The 14,652-nt window shown below is 44.7% G+C and carries 15 protein-coding genes; 7 read left to right on the forward strand and 8 right to left on the reverse strand.

Translation table 11 applies throughout. From position 1 onward, the window contains the following. Positions 1 to 11: 11 nt before the first annotated feature. A complete protein-coding gene (locus tag VC82_RS13680; RefSeq protein ID WP_045802869.1) occupies positions 12 to 1,475 on the forward strand; it encodes an AAA family ATPase in 1,464 nt (487 codons plus the stop codon). Positions 1,476 to 1,481: 6 nt separating this feature from the next. On the opposite strand, the gene VC82_RS13685 is transcribed toward VC82_RS13680, so the two are convergent. The 3 genes from VC82_RS13685 to VC82_RS13690 are packed head-to-tail and all read right to left on the reverse strand — an operon-like array spanning position 1,482 to position 3,294. Then, the gene (locus VC82_RS13685; RefSeq protein ID WP_157518118.1) at positions 1,482 to 2,039 is read right to left on the reverse strand and encodes a hypothetical protein; all 558 of its coding nucleotides are present in this window, start codon (positions 2,037 to 2,039) and stop codon (positions 1,482 to 1,484) included. 35 nt (positions 2,040 to 2,074) lie between these two features. Continuing rightward, on the reverse strand, positions 2,075 to 2,311 hold the full coding sequence (locus VC82_RS15320) for a DUF418 domain-containing protein (protein ID WP_052699042.1): 237 nt from the start codon (positions 2,309 to 2,311) through the stop codon (positions 2,075 to 2,077). A 23-nt stretch (positions 2,312 to 2,334) separates the two neighbouring features. Further along, positions 2,335 to 3,294 (reverse strand): DUF418 domain-containing protein, encoded by a 960-nt coding sequence (locus VC82_RS13690; RefSeq protein WP_052699044.1) that lies wholly within the window; start codon positions 3,292 to 3,294, stop codon positions 2,335 to 2,337. Positions 3,295 to 3,401: 107 nt separating this feature from the next. On the opposite strand from VC82_RS13690, the gene corA reads away from it, so the two are divergent. The 5 genes from corA (at position 3,402) to VC82_RS13715 (ending at position 7,721) form a co-directional block, all read left to right on the forward strand. Further along, entirely contained in the window at positions 3,402 to 4,487 is a 1,086-nt protein-coding gene (gene corA, locus VC82_RS13695) for a magnesium/cobalt transporter CorA (RefSeq protein WP_045802870.1), read from the forward strand. 206 nt (positions 4,488 to 4,693) lie between these two features. Further along, positions 4,694 to 5,194, forward strand: coding sequence for a Dps family protein (locus VC82_RS13700; protein ID WP_045802871.1), 501 nt, complete (start codon positions 4,694 to 4,696; stop codon positions 5,192 to 5,194). A gap of 41 nt (positions 5,195 to 5,235) precedes the next feature. Then, positions 5,236 to 5,763 (forward strand): hypothetical protein, encoded by a 528-nt coding sequence (locus tag VC82_RS13705; RefSeq protein WP_045802872.1) that lies wholly within the window; start codon positions 5,236 to 5,238, stop codon positions 5,761 to 5,763. A gap of 286 nt (positions 5,764 to 6,049) precedes the next feature. Beyond that, entirely contained in the window at positions 6,050 to 6,925 is an 876-nt protein-coding gene (locus tag VC82_RS13710; protein WP_045802873.1) for an alpha/beta hydrolase, read from the forward strand. Next, on the forward strand, positions 6,912 to 7,721 hold the full coding sequence (locus VC82_RS13715; RefSeq protein WP_045802874.1) for an alpha/beta hydrolase: 810 nt from the start codon (positions 6,912 to 6,914) through the stop codon (positions 7,719 to 7,721). Before VC82_RS13710 ends, VC82_RS13715 begins: the two co-directional genes overlap by 14 nt. Here the strand turns inward: VC82_RS13715 and cysM are convergent. Further along, positions 7,701 to 8,588 (reverse strand): cysteine synthase CysM, encoded by an 888-nt coding sequence (cysM, locus tag VC82_RS13720; protein WP_045802875.1) that lies wholly within the window; start codon positions 8,586 to 8,588, stop codon positions 7,701 to 7,703. The two genes, VC82_RS13715 and cysM, sit on opposite strands and share 21 nt — an antisense overlap. Next, a complete protein-coding gene (epsC, locus tag VC82_RS13725; RefSeq protein ID WP_045803465.1) occupies positions 8,581 to 9,372 on the reverse strand; it encodes a serine O-acetyltransferase EpsC in 792 nt (263 codons plus the stop codon). Before epsC ends, cysM begins: the two co-directional genes overlap by 8 nt. Positions 9,373 to 9,467: 95 nt before the next feature. On the opposite strand from epsC, the gene VC82_RS13730 reads away from it, so the two are divergent. Beyond that, positions 9,468 to 10,148: a DUF2461 domain-containing protein gene (locus tag VC82_RS13730; protein WP_045802876.1), complete on the forward strand. Its 681-nt coding sequence runs from the start codon at positions 9,468 to 9,470 to the stop codon at positions 10,146 to 10,148. Here the strand turns inward: VC82_RS13730 and VC82_RS13735 are convergent. The 3 genes from VC82_RS13735 to VC82_RS13745 all read right to left on the reverse strand — a co-directional run bounded on the left by VC82_RS13735 (position 10,134) and on the right by VC82_RS13745 (position 14,512). Then, a complete protein-coding gene (locus VC82_RS13735; RefSeq protein WP_045802877.1) occupies positions 10,134 to 10,547 on the reverse strand; it encodes a hypothetical protein in 414 nt (137 codons plus the stop codon). The two genes, VC82_RS13730 and VC82_RS13735, sit on opposite strands and share 15 nt — an antisense overlap. Before the next feature lie 131 nt (positions 10,548 to 10,678). Further along, complete coding sequence (locus VC82_RS13740; protein WP_045802878.1) at positions 10,679 to 13,714, reverse strand: WD40/YVTN/BNR-like repeat-containing protein; 3,036 nt, start codon at positions 13,712 to 13,714, stop codon at positions 10,679 to 10,681. A 30-nt stretch (positions 13,715 to 13,744) separates the two neighbouring features. Further along, positions 13,745 to 14,512 carry a hypothetical protein gene (locus VC82_RS13745; RefSeq protein ID WP_045802879.1) on the reverse strand — a complete coding sequence of 256 codons (768 nt, stop codon included), beginning with the start codon at positions 14,510 to 14,512 and terminating at the stop codon, positions 13,745 to 13,747. Positions 14,513 to 14,652: the final 140 nt, after the last annotated feature.

Consider the following 14,652-nt stretch of genomic DNA (forward strand, 5'->3'; position numbering starts at 1 on the left):
AATTACAGATTATGAAAACAGAAAACATCAAAACACTGGGCCAGCTCAAAAAAGCAGGATATCAGAGCAAGAGTATAAAGGATGAGCTACGCGATAACCTCATTGAGAAATTAAAGAACGGTGAAAATACATTCGAGGGTGTTTGGGGATATGAAAACTCGGTCATTCCAGAACTTGAGCGTGCGATTCTATCGCGGCACAACATCAATCTACTGGGTCTAAGGGGCCAGGCCAAGACACGTTTGGCACGCCAAATGGTCGGTTTGCTCGATGAGTACATACCCGAGATCCAGGGCTCTGAGATACATGACGATCCCTTGAACCCGATATCTCGATATGCAAAAAGCCTACTGGAAGAAAAAGGGGATGATACACCCATCGCTTGGATGCACCGAAACGAGCGTTTTTACGAAAAGCTGGCTACCCCAGATGTGACCGTGGCCGATTTGATCGGTGACGTGGATCCCATAAAGGCTGCCAACCTTAAATTGTCGTATGCCGATGATCGTGTGATTCACTTCGGAATGATTCCCCGTGCGAACCGCTGTATTTTTGTCATAAACGAGCTGCCCGACCTGCAGGCGCGCATACAGGTATCGTTGTTCAATATCTTGCAAGAGGGCGATATACAGATAAGGGGCTTTAAGCTAAGGCTTCCGCTTGATATGCAGTTCATCTTTACCGCCAATCCGGAGGATTACACCAATAGGGGTAGTATCGTGACCCCATTGAAAGACCGTATCGGGTCTCAGATATTGACCCATTATCCAGAATCGCTGGAAGTCGCAAAGAAAATCACCAAACAAGAGGCACGTTTGGGCGAAGACCAAAACAAAAGGATCTACATGCCCGAATTGGCCTTTGAACTGTTGGAGCAGATTGGTTTCGAGGCCCGAAAAAGTGAATATGTTGATGTCAAAAGTGGGGTCAGTGCGCGCATGAGCATCACGGGTTATGAAAATTTGTTGAGCACTGCCGAACGAAGGGCGCTGTTGACCGGGGAGGAAAAAACCTCACTGCGTCTCAGTGATTTTATGGGGATAATCCCGTCCATAACAGGAAAAATAGAGTTGGTCTATGAGGGCGAGCAAGAGGGGGCGGCCTTTGTGGCAGAAACCTTGATCGATGAGGCGGTAAAATCGCTGTTTCCGCAATACTTTCCAACTATTGACAAGTTGGAACGAAAAGACGCCGAATCACCTTATGATGAATTGATCAGCTGGTTTTTTGAGGAAGGCTCTTTTGAGCTGTTGGACGAAAACACCGATGAGGAGTATCGTTCAAAGCTGGATGGCATACCCCCATTGACCGCATTGGTGAGAGAATACCAACCCGATGTGGACAAGAAAGACAGTTATTTTTTAAAGGAACTGTTGCTATGGGGGCTTGTGGTCCATAAAAAACTCAGCAAGCACCGCTTTGAAAGAGGGTATCAGCTCAAAGACCTATACAGCAGCTATATCAAGGATCTATAGATTTTCTTATCGGTTCCAAGAATCGATATCCTCATTTAGATAGTCGATGCGGTAGCTTCCTATTTTCCATCTCCTGACAAAGAAAAGGCAGATGGTCGTGGACAACAACAATAGGTGTACCACCAAAAGAAATGTTCCCAAAGGCAAAAAGTAAGGGGAAATCAGGTGTTCGCTATAATCACCCAAATTCGTTAACGTCAAAAATGTTTCCACAACTTTGTATAGGTACAAAAGCGTAAGCGCGTACAGTACATATTCAAGGTTGCGCATTACCACATCAGGATATTCACCCTCTTTAATTTTAAACCAAATCACATAGAAGTAAACAAAATGGGCCAGTGAAATAACGGCGAATAGATAGGCATCGAGCTTAAAAAAATAGAACCTATTGGTGTATAGGCCATAAAAGTTGAACACTAAGGTCAATAGCAAGCATATTACCGAAGTGATAATCAACGGTTTCCAGTAGGTCTTCAAGAAAGTGGGCATTTTCTCCATAAAAGGTTTCGGGTTCTTAGCTTTAACGGCTGTGCCCAAAACATATTTTACCGATTTTAGCTTCAACAATAATTTTGTTGTCAAAAACAGAATGTGTGTTGTCACTTCCTTTTCATGGGGTACCATTTAAAAAAGGTGGCACTGCGCCATAGCCATTCAAGGGGGCCATAATAGAATCGGTTGAGCCACCAGTTGCTCAGCCAGACCTGCACGGCAACAAGCAGTATCGCCAGAAGAAACACCAAGCTGCTTCGAATGTTGGTCAAATAGCCCAATCCCCAACCATAGAAGATGGCCGTGCCGATAACGCTTTGTGCCACATAATTGGTAAGGGCCATTCTACCGTAAGGTATAAAGCGCTCTAGAAATTTTTGGACTTACTATTTTTATAGAGAATAATGAATACGGCTATTATGATGACTGTCATGCCAATGTTCATTAAGTCGTAAAAAGTAAGCCCGATCATGGCCAGCCAATTATCAAATGCAACGTCAGGGCCCAGATTGGCGAACACTGTGATAAGTCCAACCAAAGAAACCGCGAACATGATGGTTCCAATAATCCATGATTTTTTGATGATACTGCTCCGTTCTTGGTAGTGTTTGAAAAGTCCAGACCTACCCACCAACAGCCCCATCAGAAAAAAGCCAAAAGTCAAATAACCTCTGGAAAAAAGACCGAATTGAAATTCCATTTTGGTCAAGTGTCCGTCCACGGCGTTGGCCTGAAAAACATCTAGAAGGGTACCGTTCTTGAGTAAATCGAAATAATGTCGCGCTGCAGCGCTATCGGGCATTAAGGGATTATCGACAAAAAGTGGATCGCCCTTGGTGGCAGTAAATACGATAAACCGCCCCAGCCCTAAAAAAAACAGGGCAAGAACCGCCATGACCCATTTTGATTTGACCCTGTAGAAGGGAATCAAAAATATACCGCAGACAGCATATATGGTTAAAATATCACCCCGATAGAACAGACTGTGTACATAACCGATGGCCAAAAGCAGCACCAACCTCCATAAAAACCGCATTTCAAAACGATTTCCCTTTTGATGGGCATTGTCCATCTGGATAAAGAAACTGAGCCCGAACAAGAATGAAAAGAGTGCAAAGAATTTTCCTCGAAACAGGAAATCGACCAAACCGCTCGCCATTTGATCAATAATGCCCGGTGTCATGCCCTCGACCGTTTCAGGGGGAATGGGGCCACCCACAAAGTTTTCGAGCATATGTGCAAAAACGATGCCCACCAAAGAGAAGCCTCGCAGGGCATCTATGATTTCTATTCTTTTTGTTTCGGCAACAACACTTTGCTTTCCCACGTGCCCTTTTTTTGATTGATGGAAGTAATATGACAAATTTTTGCCGATCTTGTCACATGAATTCTTGTTAAAAAGAAAAAAGGAGAATTGTTAGACCACGTTTTAGAATGAAGAAGAAAACACCGAAATCCAAAACAAAGAAAATTCAAAGAGCCCAAAAAAAAATGGGCAAGGCCCCGGGCACCATTACCTACTTGGGTCAACGTGAAGGAGCCAAGAGCGTGGTCAATATCCTCGATTATAACGAAACCACCTTTGAACACCATAAACCCGGCAATTTAGACCAAATAGTCGCCCATAGAGAACCGCCTTTGGTCTCTTGGATAGATGTGGTCGGGCTGAGCGATGAAACCTTTATCGAAAAAGTGGGCAAGCGCTTTGGGCTAAATCCGTTAGTGATGGAAGATACCGTAAACACCCAACAACGCCCGAAAATAGATGAATACGAGCATTATATTTTTGGGGTCTTTAAAATGCTCTACTTGGACGAGGACAATCAGTTGGTTACTGAGCATGTGGCATTGGTGCTGATGAAAAATTGTGTGCTTGTTTTTCAAGAATTGGAAGACGACGTTTTTAACGGGGTTCGGGAGCGGATACGAACCAAGTCTGGTCGCATACGCAGCAGGGGGGCAGATTATCTTTTCTTTGCCCTTATCGATGCCATAGTGGACCATTATTTTGTGGTATTGGAGCACTTGAACGAACAGATCGAACTGCTTGAAGATGAGGTCTATGAGAACCCCACCAAGCAAGAGGCCAACAAAATTCAAGAACTTAAGAAACAAGTGCTCAAGGTCAGACGTTGGGTTTCGCCCGTAAAAGAGTTGGTCAGCAGGCTCATCGAAACCGAGCACCCGTTGATCACCAAAGACACCAAACTGTTTTTGCGCGATGTGCAAGACCATTCAACCGAAATCAATGAAACGATACAGATCTATCGTGAAATGACCATGAGCCTCATGGAAATGTACATGAGCAATATGAGCAATAAAATGAATGAGGTCATGAAAGTATTGACCATAATGGCCTCAATATTCATTCCGCTTACCTTTATTGCAGGTATCTACGGAATGAATTTTAAATATATGCCAGAACTCGAATGGCATTACGGCTACTATATGGTCTGGGCGGTCATGGTGGCCCTCTTCGTTGGGATGTTAATTTTCTTCAAAAAGAAGGGCTGGCTTTAACACTCATTAAGTTAATAGTTGCAAATTACTGTTAAAGGCTGTTAAATCACTTGACAAATTGGGTATATCCAATATATTGATAGTGTTGGTTTTACAATTTTAAGTAAGTAAAAATGCCTGAGTTTTTCCACACAACGCCCATCGTTGTAAGCAGGTGATTCTTTTCCAACATTAACATTTTTTATTAACCTAAAAATCTATTGGAAATGAACTATCTAAATATGGATGAAGAAAAGGTATTGCCGGTAATCATAGAATTGAATACGTTGCTGGCAGACTACCATATGTACTATCAAAAACTAAGAAACTTCCACTGGAACATTTTGGGCAAGAATTTCTTCGATTTGCACGAAAAATTTGAGGAGTTGTATACCGATGCCCGTGTGAAAATCGATGAAATTGCTGAGCGTATACTCACATTGCGCTATCATCCGGTGAGCAATTACAGCGAGTACCTGAAAATGTCGAACATTGATGAATGCACTTCGGTACTGGAAGATTCAGAAATGGTGACCGAAATACTGAAGGCCCACCGAACACTGATTTCACAAATGTCAAAGGTCATTGAAAAGGCCGAGACCATTAAAGATGAGGGTACCATTGATTTGATCGGGGCCTACATCAGGGAACTCGAAAAAAGCAGTTGGATGCTCGACGCTTGGAACAAGACCAAGTCAGAGAAGTTGAACGAACCTGTAAGTGCATAAGTACTGATTAAAACGATTGATTAACCTAAAAACAGAAAAACATGAAATATTATAGAACACTTCTATTATCAACCGCACTGTTATTTGCTACGGGGGCCATTGCCCAAGAAGCCAAACAGAGCAAAATATCTGAGGAGACCACCGAGAAAACCTATAAAGTAACAATGAATGACCAAGTGGTGGAGAACTCGGTAAAGATTCACACCACACGCTATCATCCAGTTATGCTGGATGAAACAGAAAAAGACCAAGTGAACCAGAGTAGGATATATCCGCCCAAAGCGGTGGTAAAAACGGTCAAGATAGACCGAGATGCAGACGACGCCTATGATGAAGTGGTAAAATTCAGCTATATCACTGAAGATGACAAAGATTTTACGCTTGTCTCTGATGAAGATAGCCTGCTGGTTGCCGTTGAAGATGGAAGCAATATTACCATTTTAGAGGACAGGGCCATTTCAAAGAACGACTTGAACAATCCTAAAAAGTCTTACGTCTTTACCACTGAAGACGGAAAGAAGATCGAGTTCTTTATTGAGTCGTTTGAGTACCAAAAAGAAACTATGTAGCGATAGTTCATTTTTTGATGATGATGAGGGAGCCTTAGGGCTCCCTTTTTTCTTTGGCCGACATAGTGAAAAATTATTCCCTGACGGCATGTCTGGGGTTTATGATTTTACCTCCCCCTTGGGGAAGTCGTTATCGCTTTTGGGCGGTATCGGGTGGGGTGAAATATAAAATTTTAGTCTTTGATCCTGAGGGCCAAATAGCCCAAATAATGATTGTGGTGGACGATGGCCTTTGGAATGGTCGGTTTCAAAATTTTTTATTTGTATTTTGTGAAAAAGCACTGAAATGCCAAACTGGGCCTATATTGTATTGTTGGTATTGGCGATATACATTTTGCTCAGTCTGTTGCTGTACATACTGCAAGATTATTTTTTGTTCAAGCCCGAAAAATTGCCTAAAGAATTCCAGTTTTATTATGAAAACCAAGAAACCGAAGAATATAATATCGAGACCCGAGATGGGGCGGTTATCAATGGGCTTCGGTTCAAGGCCCAAAACCCCAAGGGGGTCGTTTTTTATTTAAAGGGCAATTCAAAGAGTATCAAGGGTTGGGGCAAGTTTGCTGTTGATTTTACGCGCCACGGTTACGATGTGATCATGGTCGATTACAGGGGTTTCGGCAAAAGCACGGGCCGCCGCACCCAAAAGGCCATTAAACGTGATATGCAGGTGGTCTACAACAAAATCAAGGAAAAGGTGCCTGAAAGGTATATCATTTTGTACGGTCGTTCGCTGGGATCGGGCTTTGCGGCAAAGTTAGCTTCAATGAACAATCCGCGCATGCTCATACTCGACGCGCCCTACTACAGCCTCAGCAAGGTTGCCAAAAAGTTCATTCCCTTTATGCCGTTATCACTGCTGATCAAGTTTCCCATGCCTACCTACAAATGGTTAAAATATGTTAACTGCCCCATACACATCATACACGGCACTGATGATAGGCTTATTCCTTATAAGACCAGTGTAAAGCTTTCAAAGATCAAGCCCCGGCAGACAACGTTGCATACCGTCATAGGTGGTGGCCATAAAGATTTGAACACCTTTGAATCGTACCATAAAATGCTGGGCGAAATCATAACTTCGCACCCCAAAAAGGTAGACCTAAAAGGGTCGAGCATTGATGTAGGGACCTCATCAAAACAAATGGATGTCAAGGCTTAGGAAGTTTGTAGGGTGGCTTTTGGCCTTTTTTGTACTTTCGTTGGCCATGTTGACGTTGTTCCAAGAAAGACTCATTTTTTTACCGACGAAGCTTCCGAAAGATTTTCAATATGTATTCGATGAAGATTTTGAGGAAATTTTTCTTACTGCCGATGACGGTGCCCGATTGAACGCATTGCATTTCAATGCCGATGTATCCAAAGGGTTGATTCTTTATTTTCACGGCAATGCGGGAGATTTGTCGCGTTGGGGTGAAATCGCCTCTTATTTTGTTGATAAGGGGTACGATGTGCTGGTAATGGACTATCGCACCTATGGAAAAAGCACCGGAAAGCTTAGCGAGGAAGCCCTTTACCAAGATGCGGAACTTTTTTATGAATATGCCCTGGGGCATTACCAAGAAAGCGATATTGTTCTGTACGGACGGTCATTGGGTACCGGATTGGCCACCTATCTCGCTTCTCGAAACCGTCCGAAAAAGCTGATTTTGGAAACTCCTTTTTATAGTCTGGTGGAAGTGGCCAAAGAAAAATTTCCCTACTTACCGGTCGGTTCCTTGTTGCGATACGAGTTTCCGTCGTATCAATATGTGCAAAGTTTGAAAAGCCCCGTCTATATTTTTCATGGCACCGATGATGGGGTGGTGCCCTTCGCATCGGGCAAAAAGCTGTTCAACGCCGTTCCATCCGAAGAAAAGACTTTTTTTAAGATTGAGGGGGGCGACCACAACAACCTGATTGCATTTTCTGATTATCACAGGGGCATCGATGCTGTTTTATTGGCCGAAAAGCGCTGATGATAGGTAGCGATCGCCACGGTCGCAGACAATCGACACGATTACGCCACTATTGATCTGTGCTGCCAACCGAAGCGCAATGGTTGCGGCACCACCGCTGCTCATACCTGCAAAAATACCTTCTTCCCGTGCCAGTCTTCGGGTCGTTTCAATGGCCTCTTCTTCACTGACATATTGTATTTGGTCAACCTTGGTCGCATCGAAAATACTGGGTATGTATTCGGGCGACCATTTTCTAATGCCCGGAATTCTCGAACCTTCGTTGGGCTGCACCCCCACGATTTGCACTTTGGGGTTCTTTTCCTTTAAAAATGTGGATGTACCGGTAATGGTGCCCGTTGTGCCCATGCTTGACACGAAGTGGGTGACCGTACCTTGGGTATCCTTCCAAATCTCAGGTCCTGTGGTATGGTAGTGAGCCTGCCAGTTATCAGCATTGCCAAATTGGTCGAGCATTTGGTACCCTTGGGATTTTACTTTTTCCTCTGCATGGTCACGTGCCCCCTCGATGCCCACGTCCGCAGGGGTCAAGGTAACCGTGGCGCCATAGGCCTGCATGGTCTGTACCCGTTCTTTTGTCGAATTTTCGGGCATCACCAATTCAATGTTCAATCCGTAGAGGCGCGCAACCATAGCGAGTGCAATACCGGTATTGCCGCTGGTGGCCTCGATCAGTTTGGTTTTTTTGTCAAAATCGCCACGTTCGAGCCCCTGCTTGATCATATTGTAGGCAGGCCGGTCTTTGACGCTACCACCGGGATTTTGTCCTTCCAACTTGAAATATAGCGTAACATTTTTGTTGGTGTTCAGCACCTTCGACGCAACCAAGGGTGTGTTGCCGATAAGGTCAAGTACTGATTTAGGCATCGGATGCGGTTTTAATCTTGATTTCAGGAGTGTGGAAAACAGTGGAATTGGGCGGTACCGACGATGTCAACCAAGCATTGCCACCGATGATCGAGTTCTCGCCGATGACCGTATCGCCGCCCAAAATGGTGGCATTTGCATAAATGGTCACATTCGATTCTATGGTCGGGTGTCTTTTGGTCTTTTTAAGACTCTTGGAAACATACAGTGCACCCAAGGTTACCCCTTGGTAAATCTTTACATTGTCTTTGATGATGGCAGTCTCGCCAATGACCACCCCCGTGGCATGGTCGATAAAGAAAGACTTGCCTATCTGTGCCCCGGGATTGATGTCAACGCCGGTCTGACGGTGCGCATACTCGGTCATTAAGCGTGGTACCAGTGGAAACCCTTCTTGGTAGAGTATGTGGGCCAAGCGGTAGATGGCAATGGCGTAGAAACCCGGATAGGCCATATAGACCTCTTCTATGGACAAAGAGGCAGGGTCACCGCTTACGATGGCCTCGGCATCCATGTTCAATTTTTCAAGGGTTTCAGGGAGTTGTTGCACATAGCGCTCCCAAATTTTGCTGCATGGCTTCTCAACCTCCCAACAGGCCAATGTGACCAGTTCGTCGAACATCGACTCGAGTATGGGCAAATTTTCTTCGACCGGGGTCTTGATGTCAAAAAGGGTATAGAAGAGTTTATCGGTAAACAATTCGGTCTTTCTTTTTAACCTATAGTCTAAATAGGGTTGTTTTTTGTGTTTCTTCAATTCTAAAATGATTGATTGCTTGTCCATCATCTGAAACGTTTTTTTAAAAGTAGCCATATTGCCCAGAGTTTCTAGGGAAAAGGGCTAACTTTAGCTAAAAAATAACACATTCAAAATTTACTGTGGAGAATACAACGATTACAAAAGAGTGCTTCGATTTTTTGAAAGAATTGGCCAAGAATAACAACCGTGAATGGTTTGTCGGGCACAAATCCACTTTTAAGAAACACGAGAAAGCGGTCAAGGAATTTTACCAAACGCTCATGGAGCGCCTAAACCAGCACGATGATATCGAGAAGCTGAAAATGTTCCGGATTTATCGTGATGTCCGGTTTTCGGCTGACAAGACCCCTTACAAGGCACACTTTGCCGGTTCTTTTTCACGACTGGGGGCCCATTTGCGGGGTGGGTACTATTTACGGCTGAAACCTGGGGAAAGCTTTGCTGCCGTGGGTTTTTGGCAGCCCAACAAAGAAGACCTTTTTAGAATACGCAAAGAGTTTGAAACAGATGCCGAACCCTTTCGCCAGGTCATCAATGCAGATTCCCTCAAAAGAATATGGGGCAATCTTGAGGGCGATGAAGTGAAAACAGCTCCCAAAGGCTTTGATAAAGAACATCAGAACATTGATCTCATACGCAAGAAACAGTTCATCTTTGTCAGAAACTTTACCGACAGCGAGGTGTTGTCGCTTACCTTTTTAGATGAAGTGGATGCCTCTTACCGCGCCATTAGGCCATACTTTGACCTTATGAGCGATATCTTGACCACCAACCTGAACGGTGAATCATTGCTCAACTAGCACTTCTTGCTGCAAAAGCTGTACTTGGTCTTTTAAACGTTCGATGACCATGTTCATCATACGTTTGTTCAAGGCTGAGGAATTTTTGATATACCCAAGGTATTCTTCAACGGTAAATTGCCCAATGACCATTCCTTTCAGCGCATTTCTGAACTTGATGTCTTTTTGAATGGCATTTTCAATAAAATGCAGCTGCTTTTCATTTGACAGCTCGTAGAAGGCACCCTTGTGCTTGTTGACATAGTTCTTGAACATCTCAACAAGAAGAGGGTTCTGAAACTTGATAACGGGCCGTAGCGTTTCGTTTTGAAAACGCTCTTCATCACCCATGTTTTCGTAGCACCTTGAGGTTTTTATCCCTGGCCGAACGGCCAAGAGGCTTTTGGATCGTGAATCCATGATGAAAGGTTTTATTAAAAGTACTGAATCAAGTTTTTTCGATTTTGTGCTACCCGATTATTTTTCAACGGGGTTATAAACAAAAAGGCCACCTGTAAAAGGTGGCCTTTTGATAGTTGGGTTCCAGCCTTCTATTTACTGTCTAAAAATTCTTCAAAGGTCTTTAATTCAAGGGTTTGCTTTTTCAAATACTTCGTTTTTAACTTTGAAAAATCATGCTTGGCCTTTTCGAATCGCTCCGAGATCACCTTCAGGTTCTGAAGGTCATCTGCCGTCGGGGCATCATAACTTGCCGCTACTTTGCTGTATAGGTTGGCCATCTTTTCACGCAATTGGGGCTCGGCCGAACCTACATAATTATCGCCGGTGGTGATGACCAATGTTTCTTTGAGCGAGTTTAGTTTTTCCGCTGTTTTTGAATCATTGTTTTCTTCTGCGTTGGCCAACAGGGCATCCAATTCGTAGACCAGATAGGCCAATTCTTGGGTCATGTCGTACAGGCGCATAGTGGTACTGTTCTTTAGCTCCCTTTCTTGGTCTGTTAGACCGGTGTCCTCATCATAGACCAACGTGAAGGGATGTTCATAGGTTTCCTTGCCCTTCGTCATTACAGCCGTGTACATGCCGGCAGGTGCGGAAGGAGTGGTGAATCCACCAAAACTGAACGTTTTTCCCGTGGCAATCTTTGGTTGCTTGAGGCGGTAGTTCCACTCGACAATATTGATGCCCTTCGATTTACCCGGTGTCAGCGTGGCAACCGTTTCACCTTGGTCGTTCTTTATTTCCATGGCCATTTTGCCAAAAGTGTGCCTTTTCTTCAAGAAATAGGTCAACCTGACATTTTTTGAACGATTAGGCCCTACAAATTCGGTCTCGGTGCCGAAATTTCCTGAAAAGGAACTGGTTTCATCGATTACGGTTGGCGATGTTTTAAAGAAGTGTACATTCTTGTTCAGTACTTCTTCATTGATTTCGCGCAGGGGTGAAATATCGTCGATGATAATGACACCCCTACCATGGGTGCCCATTACCAAATCGTTGGTTCTCTTTTGCAGATCAATAAAATGTACAGCCACCGGGGGCATGTTGTTGGTAAACTTTTTCCAGCTTTGGCCACCATCCAAGGTAATATAAAGTCCGAACTCAGTGCCCAAAAACAACAGATCAGGGTTCACGTAATCTTCTTGGATATTCCTGACAAAGCCTACCACATCATCGGAAATGATGTTCGTCCACGTCTTACCGAAATCTGTCGTCTTATAGGCATAGGGGGTCTGGTCGTTCTGTGTATGCCCATCAAACACGGCATAGGCGGTTCCCTTGTCGAATGAGCTGGCCTCGATGTGGTAGCACCAGGTGTTTTTGGGTAAGCCGGGTATGTTTTCAACCGTGTTGGCCCATGTTTTTCCACCATCTTGTGTAACCTGTACGTTGCCATCGTCGGTACCGACCCAAATGATGTTCTCATCAAAGGGCGATTCGGCTATGGTAAAGATGGTCGTATGGTTTTCGGCCCCTGAATTGTCTTTTGACAGTCCGCCGGAGTCTTCTTGGTTTTGCTTTGCCGGGTCGTTGGTGGTCAGATCGGGCGAGATAATCTGCCATGTATCGCCCATATCCTCAGATTTGTGCAAATACTGGCTTCCCATATAGAAACGGTCGGGTTGGTGCATGCTGACTGCCATAGGGGCATTCCAGTTAAAGCGAAGCTTTTGGTCGTCTGAGGTGGGCAATGGTTGTATGGTCTTGATCAAATTGTTGTCCACATCAATGCGCCAAACATTCTCGGCCCCCTGCATTTCAGAATAAATGATGTTTTTGGTGGGATGTTTCAATACCCGGAATCCATCGCCTTGGCCAACCGAGTTCCAATCCCTTGCCTCGACCCCACCGGGTGAGGAAGAAGGCCCGTACCACGAGCCGTTGTCTTGTAACCCTCCGTAAACATTGTAAGGCTCGGCATCGTCAACACTGATATGGTAAAACTGTGATAAGGGCAGGTTGGGCACTATTTCCATAGTGGTGCCCCCATCCCAGCTACGGTATACACCGCCATCGGTTCCCACGTACATGATATCCGAGTCATTGATGCTGAAGACCATGTCATGAATATCTGAGTGCATATTGCCAAGGTTCTTGAAGGTCTTTCCGCCATCACGCGAGATAGACCCGCTGAGTCCACCTTTTACAACGACATCCTCATTTTTGGGATCTACGACGATCCTTGAAAAATAAAAGGGGCGCACGGTAATGCCAAAATCGTTGTTCAGCTGTTTCCATGACTGCCCGGCATCATCACTGCGGTAAAGTCCTTTCCGTTCATCTTTTTCGGCCTCGATCACGGTATAGAGTACATTTGGATTGGAAGGTGCCACGGCTATGGCCAAACGCCCCAACTGGCCTTCTGGAAACCCATTGTGTATCTTGTTCCAAGTTTTTCCGCCATCAGTGGTCTTGTAAAGGGCACTGTTGGCACCGCCTGATTCAAAAGACCATCCGGTACGCCGAAACTCCCACATCGACGCATAGAGCACATTTGGGTTTTCGGGATCCATGGCCAAGTCGGCACAGCCCGTTTTAGGATTTACATACAACAGCTTTTGCCAAGTTTCACCACCATCGGTGGTTTTGAAAACCCCACGCTCTTCGCTGTCACCCCAAAGGGCCCCTAGCACACCTACATAAATTTCTTTCGAATTCTTTGGGTTGACGATGATGTTGGCAATACGTTCTGAATTTTCAAAACCTATTTTTTTCCAGTTAGAACCACCATCCACAGACTTATAAAGTCCATCACCGACCGATACACTGTTTCGGGTCCATGTTTCGCCCGTGCCCACATAAATGGTATTGTCTGGATCGTTGGGGTCTAGTTCAACTGCCCCGATAGATTGGCAATATTCATCAAAAATGGGGTTGAAAGTAGTGCCTGCATCGTTCGATTTCCAAACGCCGCCGCCTGCCGTTCCGGCATAGATGATGCGTTTGTTGGTCGGGTGTGCCTCCATGTCGTTGATACGACCGCTCATTAGGGCGGGCCCAATGTGTCGGGCCTTGAGGTCACCGAACAGTTCTTTTCCCTTGATATCGACAAGGGTCTGCTGCGCCTGTAGCGAAAGCCCCCCAGCGAACAATAGCGCCAGGGTGCCTAGAATTTTTATTTTCATGCTTGTTTTGTTGATGTTGCTTGAAGGATTCTATTTTTTGTCTTCTGCCATTTCTTCGGGAAAGGCAAATTCAGCATCATCAACGGTCGGATTTAGCTCAATGCTATCTACGGTCATGGTGAACATCAAATTGCCGTCAACATATTGGGAAGTCGAAAACGGGAAATACAAACCATTGACCTCTTGGTAGTCGCTCATTACGGTCTTGGCCATCTTGCCCTTTGCAGGGCCTTCCCGTACAACGGATTCCACTGCTATGGGCACGTAGTTTTCGGTATCAAAGTAGTAGAAAGAGATATCATCTTCCTTTACCCCATCAACTGTAATGGGCTCTTTCACCAATTTGACCTTAAATGTCTCGGCACCATCCATGGTTTCTTTGCCGAGCAATTCAACGGTATAGCCCTTGTCTTTGTAATCGACAAAGGAATCAGGAAAATCGTTGGTGTTCAATTTGAAGTTGGCCGTTTGTTCGGCATCACTTTTTTCAGCCTTCATGGTCATGAAGTTGGTGTTCCAAAGCACCTCGCCATCATAGACACCTTGTTTTATTTCCTTTCCTTGAAAGGTGAACGAGAACATTTGTCGGCCGTCTTTTAGCTGCACCACCTTAATGGGGAACTCAAAGCCCTGTTGGCTGCCCTTGCCCTCAAGCTTCATGCCCTCGAGACTTTTGAAGTTTTCCAACCCGCCAATATTTTCAAAGTAGGTAGCGATGATCTCATCGGCAGTTTGTGCTTGCACCGGCGCCATCAATGCCATTGCAACCACAGCAATAATTGTTTTAATCGTTTTCATTTTCAGAGATTTTAATTTGAATTAACTTGTTAGTACCAAGTAAGTGAAATATGTTACAAGGTATCCAATAAAAACCACTTACTTGGCATGAAATAGGGCTTTTATGGCTATTTTTATCAAGTATGTTCCGAGGATAAAAG

This window comes from Flagellimonas lutaonensis (genome assembly GCF_000963865.1).
GTDB classification, from domain to species: Bacteria; Bacteroidota; Bacteroidia; order Flavobacteriales; family Flavobacteriaceae; genus Flagellimonas_A; species Flagellimonas_A lutaonensis.